Annotated in this window: 5 protein-coding genes; all 5 read right to left on the bottom strand. The window is 52.2% G+C overall.

Going from position 1 to position 4,724, the window contains the following annotated elements; genetic code table 11:
• Window positions 1-215: 215 nt before the first annotated feature.
• The gene (gene tmcA, locus QZP87_RS13680) at window positions 216-620 is read right to left on the bottom strand and encodes an acidic tetraheme cytochrome c3 TmcA (RefSeq protein ID WP_291323479.1); all 405 of its coding nucleotides are present in this window, start codon (window positions 618-620) and stop codon (window positions 216-218) included.
• A gap of 21 nt (window positions 621-641) precedes the next feature.
• The gene (tmcB, locus tag QZP87_RS13675) at window positions 642-1,970 is read right to left on the bottom strand and encodes an electron transfer complex ferredoxin TmcB (RefSeq protein WP_291323478.1); all 1,329 of its coding nucleotides are present in this window, start codon (window positions 1,968-1,970) and stop codon (window positions 642-644) included.
• 27 nt (window positions 1,971-1,997) lie between these two features.
• Entirely contained in the window at window positions 1,998-2,657 is a 660-nt protein-coding gene (gene tmcC / locus QZP87_RS13670; protein ID WP_291323477.1) for a TmcC family electron transfer complex membrane anchor subunit, read from the bottom strand.
• A gap of 12 nt (window positions 2,658-2,669) precedes the next feature.
• Window positions 2,670-3,926, bottom strand: a complete 1,257-nt coding sequence (gene tmcD / locus QZP87_RS13665) for an electron transfer complex subunit TmcD (RefSeq protein ID WP_291323476.1) — start codon at window positions 3,924-3,926, stop codon at window positions 2,670-2,672.
• 558 nt (window positions 3,927-4,484) lie between these two features.
• The coding region (locus QZP87_RS13660) for a hypothetical protein (protein ID WP_291323475.1) at window positions 4,485-4,724 on the bottom strand (240 nt) is incomplete at its 5' end.

Below are 4,724 nucleotides of genomic sequence, written 5' to 3'. Positions count from 1 at the left end.
CCTCAATTGGGGACAGGCACCCCCGCACTTATTTTTATTACAAATGATCTTGGTTTTATTGGAAAAAATAAGTGCGGGGAGAGCCAGTCCCCGGAGGTTAATAATAAGTTTCGCTGTAGGGGTATGGTTTTGAGCCATTTGCCGGCTACGTACGTTTGTAAGCATTTGAACCGGAAGAGCAAAAAAAGGGCGCTTCAAGCGCCCTTTTTTTAGTTTTACCTTATGTGACATTCCCCGCAGGCCACAGGTCCTGCCTTCACATCCTGGTGGCAGGACTTGCACTGGATGTGGTAGGCCTGCATAAGAGGAGTGGTATCCGGATCATCGGTCTCTACCGGATGGCAGTCCGCGCAGGCAATGCCCACACTGTCATCCGTGTGCTCCTGGTCAGGTCCATCGAAGTGATGGCAATAGTAGCACTCCTTCAATTCTTCCAGGTCGTATTCGTATGCATAGACGTCGGTATGTTCATCGTGGGGAAAAACTGAAGCCGGCCTTTCTTTTTTGGGAAACGCATCTTCGTAGATATGGGTCATGCCTGTGTACGAATACAAAGCCGGCGCAAGGAAAAAGACCGCAACAGCGATGGTTCCCAACAGGTAGACTATTTTTTTTGACATGGTTTTCTCCTTTGTCTGCCTTTACTCTGCGGCACCGGGCTTTTGCATATGTTCAAATATAATATCGCCAAGAAACATGAGCTTCATATCCAGTTTGTAATGGTGAATAATGTCCTCAAGCCCGCCGTGACAGTTGTGGCAGGGGGCGACGACTATCTTGGCCCCGGTGGCTTTCAATTGTTCGGCCTTGATGCGGTTGCCGTGCACCCTGGTCATTTTATGCGGCGGACCGCAGTTGATTACCCCACCCCCGGCACAGCAGCAGTAGTTGTGCTCCCGGTTGGGATGCATGTCCACGAAGTTGGGGCAGAAGGCCCGGGCCACTTCCCGGCCCATTTCGTGCAAGCCCATGCCGCGGACCGTGTTGCAGGGGTCATGAAAGGTGCAGAGTTCCTTTATCTGCGAGGCTACCTTGATCTTCCCGGAGCGCAGCAGTTCACAGTAGAACTGGATGGCGTGGATGATGGGGATGGGCATGTCCCTGTAGCCCAGCCAGCGGTTGCCCATGTCGTACACTGAACGGTAAGCATGTCCGCACTCGCCCATGACTATCTTTTTCACCCGCAGACGTCTGGCTGTATCAAAATGCTTTCTTTTGAGCCGGCCCATCATTTCCGCGTCACCGCTGAACATGGCCATGTCGCTGTTGTCCCAGCCCGGGGAGGCGGGCATGGTCCAGTCTGACCCGGCTTCATGGAATATAGCTGCAGCCTGGTATATCAGCTGAGCCCTGAACTTGGGTTCCGGGGCAATGACCGAGTACATTATGTCCGCGCCCTCCTTGTCCAGGGGAATGCGCAGTCCGGGGAACTCGTCCCTGGCTTCCTCTTCCTGCCACTGCAAAGTGTCCATCCACTCGTCGTCCTTGACCCACATCTGGTTAAACGTGGCGGCGTGACTGTGACTGGTGTCCTGCAGGTATTGCGGGGTTACGCCCAGCAAATGGCAGATGCGGCGGACAATGGTCATGAGGTAGGCAGTGTCGATTCCAAAGGGGCAGAAATGCACACAGCGCTTGCACAGGTTGCACTCGGTGTAGTCGATCTGGGCGGCGTCCCTGATAAATTCCTTGGATACTTTTCCTTTACAGCGGATCATCTCCCACAGCGTGTTCTTGACTTTGCCCACCGGTGCATAACGGGGATTGCGGTCGTAGGACATGAAGTAGTGACAGGCCTCGGAACAAAGGGCGCAATGCACACAGGTGTCCACAAAGGTCTTGAGACGGGCGCTGTTTTCCTGATTGATTACTCTTAATATGGTGGCCTCTATGCGATCGGGAGTAAGCTTTTCAATGCTCTGGTCCAGTCCCGGATCTGCAATTCTTTTGGCCGTTGCAGCTTCACTCATGGTTTCTACTCCTGTATCAGGTTTATTTTACCAGTCCTTGACGTTGCGCACACCCTGGAATTCGGAACCCACATAAGCCCTGGCCATGGGGAACAACAGCAGGTGGCTGAGCCAGGTAAAGGGGATGGCTATGAGCATTAGATGTCCGGACAGGATATGCAGGATGATCATGGTCTGATAATCAAAAATCTGGTAATAGGCCAGGATCCCGGTAAGATATGGCAGGGCCACTACCACGAGAATCAGAAAGTCCTGGGGCCTGGTGACGTATCTTACCTCAGGAAGCTTGATGCGACGGGCCGCAAAAAACACCAGTCCTCCCAAGACGATAAAAGACATGATGATAGCCGCTGTTTCCGGCAGGGTCCACCAGCTGAACCCCCAGGCCTCTTCCCACTTGATGACATGGGCCAGGGCGAAGATAGGCACCAGTATGAGGCAGATATGAAAGGCGAAGGTGACTACGGTCATGACCGGGTTTCTGCGCATATTCAAGGTGGCAAAAGGTATGAGCCAGACAAAAATGGAGCGCAGGGCGTATTTTAGCTGTAAGTAGTTGAATACCCAGGGATCCCGCTTTTTGGCCATGTTCGTCAGGTAAATGAACTTGCCGATCAGACCGAAAACTAAAATGAGCAGCGAGACCCACACCATTGGACCGACTAAAAAACTGTATAAGCTATGCATGGGTTTCCTCTCTTAAAATTCGTTCACTTTGGCAACGATTCGTTTAAACTTACCCCCCTGGACAGCGCGAATCAGCACCTTCTGGCTGTCCGGGCTGAAAACAGGTTCCCAGCAATGGGTGAAATCCTCTTTGTAATGCTTTCCGTCTATGGCCACGGTAAATTTCTTCCCGGGCTTTTCCACCTTGGTTGCGATGTGTTTGGAATCCGGACTGAAAACCGGTGTCCAGACCATATCGTACCATTGCGGCCATAGGGCATCGTCGACCATGATGGTCCACTTGTCTTTTTCTTTGGCTGCTGCGGCAGCCCTCTGGCCGTCAGGGCTTAATGTCAGGTCTGTGAGCATGGTGTTTACCAGCACAGTCCAGGTGTTGTTGTTGTGTACAACCGTCCAGCGTCCGTACTGGGGTGCACAGATGGCATAGAGATTGTTGCCGTCGGGGGAGTATTTCTGTTCCCAGAGCTGGAAATATACAGGGTCCCAGATGACCTGCTCGTTTTCAGCCATGCCCCATTTGCCGGCCATACGCACCGGTGCGACAACTGTCCCTGTTTTGGGGTTGAAGCAGGGATCCCAGACCATGGGAAAGTTTTTACTCCAGGGTTTGCCGTCTACAATGATTGAATAGTCGTAGAGGCTGGAGCGCATCTGGGCGGCAACGCTGCTGCCGTCCGGGCTGAAGGTCGGGGTCCAGGCGTTGACCACCTTGATGTCCCATGCCTGTCCATCTACGGCCACGCTGTAGCAGCCCTGCTGGAAGGTGAAGATGTCCGCCGCATCCATGCTCTGGACCTGCACCACGGTTGCGGTTCTCTTACCGTCGGCGCTCAGGGTAAACTCACTGGCTGTCTCATAAAGCCCGCCGACCTGTTCACCATTTACGGCCATGCCGTAAGTCCCGTCCTGCTGAATTGCTGCGGCAATGACATCACCCTTTTTACTGAACAGGGTGTTCCAGATGTAGCCGTAGGTTTCAGGCCAGAGTTCCCCGTCCACTGCCAAAGTCCACTCCATTTCCGTGGAGGCCACGCAGGTGAACCTGCCGTCCGGGCTGAAGCGGGGGTACCAGGCATTGTCAAAGGTCTGCCCCCAGGCTTTTCCGTTGACACACACATCAAAGCCTTCTTCCGTCTTGGCCAGGACAGCGACCCTTTCGCCGTCCGGGCTGGCGTAAGGCTCTGTCAGCCATTCCGTCTCGGCGTCGCAGTCATTTATTTTTGCAATGACTTTGACCCCCTTTTCCCAATCCCAATTTGAAGTATCCATCTTTTTTCCTGCCTATGCTTTAAGGTTTCAGGTTTTCAGGCATAGTTAGCGATGCTCACGGTTTGATGGTTGCTGTCATTTCCAATGCATGTTCTTGCTGAAAATTCCAACGTTTTGAAATGTCCTCCTCCTTTGGTTAATAATTAAAAGAATTATTACTACAGCGACACTTTGTGTAAATTAATGCCTCGGAAACCCGGGAGAGCCAGTCCCCCTCCGGGCTATTAAACAACGCTGAAAGCGTTCCTGCGGAGCAGGGTTTAACCGGGTCACAAAAAACAAGAAACTTGGACAGGATTAACGGGATTTACAGGATTACCTTTTGGCCTGGCTTCCGCCTGTCCCGTTTAATTGCTCGCAGAGCAAGCCCGAAGGGCATTAAACTGGGAGCCAGGACAAAAATGATTTTCTCTTCATCCATCTCTTAATCCTGCCTGCCCCGTAAAACCGGGGTCCCCTTTGGGGTGTTTAACTGGGTATAATCCTGTCAAAAAAGCTCTTTTCTTTATCTTGGGTTGCGGGCATAGTCCGCTTTAGTGGCTTACTCCTGAACCCCTGTCAGAAAAAACAAGAAAATATTGAACCACGCGAAGCGCGTGGCAGGCCAGCCGCCCCGGTTGAATGCCCTTCGGGCTTGCTCTTCGAGCAATTCAACTGGGCAGGCAAAGTACGCAAAGTTAAGAGGCGAAGCAGAGGTATTGTCCAAAACCGGGACACGGTTTTGGACAAGGCTGCCTTTTCATTTGTCACGAGAAACGAGTGACAAATGAAAAAAATTATCCTGTCTTCCTTGGCGAT

Source organism: Desulfonatronospira sp., assembly GCA_003563255.1.
Taxonomy (GTDB): domain Bacteria; phylum Desulfobacterota; class Desulfovibrionia; order Desulfovibrionales; family Desulfonatronovibrionaceae; genus Desulfonatronospira.
Note: the sequence above shows the minus strand (reverse complement) of the source record. Positions and strands in the feature narration are given on the sequence as shown.

Excerpts from the sequence above, each read along its gene's own strand:
- tmcD (WP_291323476.1), bottom strand. The coding sequence starts at position 3,926 with ATGGATACTTCAAATTGGGATTGGGAAAAGGGGGTCAAAGTCATTGCA.
- tmcB (WP_291323478.1), bottom strand. The coding sequence starts at position 1,970 with ATGAGTGAAGCTGCAACGGCCAAAAGAATTGCAGATCCGGGACTGGAC.
- tmcC (WP_291323477.1), bottom strand. The coding sequence starts at position 2,657 with ATGCATAGCTTATACAGTTTTTTAGTCGGTCCAATGGTGTGGGTCTCG.
- tmcA (WP_291323479.1), bottom strand. The coding sequence starts at position 620 with ATGTCAAAAAAAATAGTCTACCTGTTGGGAACCATCGCTGTTGCGGTC.